A 1,910-nucleotide genomic window follows, 5' to 3' on the forward strand; every position below is an offset into this window, starting at 1 on the left:
TGAGCGCAGCGCAACCCGCCGCAACTCGCTCCTCGACATCATGGCGGATGACGCTGCGCTAATCCGCCCGACGCGTCACGTCGGCGACCGCCCGCTCCTCGCTCCGCACCACCGTGAACATGTCCCACACCGCGATGAACATCGCCGCGATGACCGGACCGATGATGAAGCCGTTGAGGCCGAACACCTCGATGCCGCCGAGCGTCGAGATCAGCACCACGTAGTCCGGCATCTTGGTGTCCTGCCCGACCAGGATCGGACGAAGCAGATTGTCGACCAGGCCGATGACGAGCGCGCCATAGGCGATCAGGATGACGCCCTGCCAGATCGCGCCCGTCGCCAGCAGGTAGAGCGCGACCGGAAACCACACGATGCCCGCGCCCACCGCGGGGAGAAGCGACATGAACGCCATCACCACGGCCCACAACAGCGGCGCGGTGATGCCGAGAAACCAGAAGATCAGCCCGCCCAGCGCGCCCTGCGCCAGCGCCACGGCCAGATTGCCCTTCACCGTCGCGCGGGTGACGACGACGAACTTCGCGATCAGCGCGTTGCGCTGCTCGTCGCGCAGCGGAATGGCATCCGCGATCCGCCTCGACAATGTCTCCTCGTCGCGCAGCAGGAAGAACAGCAGATAAAGCATGAGGAACAGGCTGACGAAGAACTCGAACGTGCCCTGGCCGATATTGAGCGCCTGGCCGGCAATGACCTGACTGCCTCTCAGGAGCAGCGCCGACAGCCTGTCCTTCAGCCCCGCCAGACTGCCGAGTCCGAAGCGGTCGAGCAGATCGACGATCCCTGCGGGAAGTGCGTCCAGAACCTTCTGGAAATATTGGCCGACATCGAGCTGGCCGCCCTGCATCTGCCCATAGACTCCGGCGGCCTGCTGCGCCAGTGCCGTGCCGATCAGCGACAATGGAATGATCACGATCAGGATGACGAGCAGCACGACGATGGCCGCCGCGAGTCCCTCCCGGCCATGCATCGATCGCGACATCAGCCGGTGCAGCGGCGCGAACACGATCGCACCGACCACGCCCCACAGCACCGCGCCATAGAACGGCAGCAGGATCCAGCCGAGCGACAGCGTGATCACGGCCAGCAGGAACAGCAGAACCCGATCTTCGAAACTGCGCATGTCAATCTTTCGTCTGGCGGCGACATCTGCAGGCGCGGCCTGGTCTCGCGGCCTCGCGCGCCCGCCATCGCCGAACTCACATCGCCGAACTCAATACGAGGCAACGCGGGAACGCGCCATTCGGGCCCCAACCCCGGTCGCCCCATCGGCACCGCACACCGCACGACGTCAACTCACCGCGCAGCCCATACCACATCCGACGCCGGGACAGCACACGCCCTCCACCTCGTCATTCCGGGGCGCGCGCAGCGCGAGCCCGGAATCCATAGCCACGACTGTTCGACAGGAAGCGAGCTGCACGTGGCCGTACCTCGCCCGCAACTGCGTTTCGTGAGTATGGATTCCGGGCTCAGCCGCTGACGCGGCTGCCCCGGAATGACGGCGGAGGGCGTGGCGGCGTCTGCTGCAAAACAGAAAATTCGGCCACGCGATCAACGACGAAGCCCGTTTCAAGAGCCTCTGCGAAAAATAAATTACTTCCGAAAATCAGCAAATCATGCGTATAACATCCGCGTTCCGGTCCGGATGAGGGACGTACGCGTCGTCACGACACGTTGGGCCGGCAATGCGGTGGCTGCGAGGACGTCGGCGCGCGTGATGCGCGGACGAGCGATGGACTTGCGGACGTGAAGTCGCGTGGTCCTGGCCTCCCGAAGCTGAGGCCAAGGTCGTGGAGGTCTGACGAGCTCCGCGGCCGACGGGGGCAAGAACGCCGGTCCCCGGGGAGAGCGCGTATAAGCGTGAAAACCACCGCGCAGGGAATGCCGGAACG

General features: G+C 65.1%; 1 protein-coding gene. It reads right to left on the minus strand.

Annotated features, from left to right (window positions below; genetic code table 11):
• Positions 1-58: 58 nt before the first annotated feature.
• Entirely contained in the window at positions 59-1,138 is a 1,080-nt protein-coding gene (locus BRAS3809_RS27715) for an AI-2E family transporter (protein ID WP_008965313.1), read from the minus strand.
• Between the last annotated feature and the right edge of the window lie 772 nt (positions 1,139-1,910).

The organism is Bradyrhizobium sp. STM 3809, from assembly GCF_000239795.1.
In the GTDB taxonomy this organism is placed as follows: Bacteria; Pseudomonadota; Alphaproteobacteria; order Rhizobiales; family Xanthobacteraceae; genus Bradyrhizobium.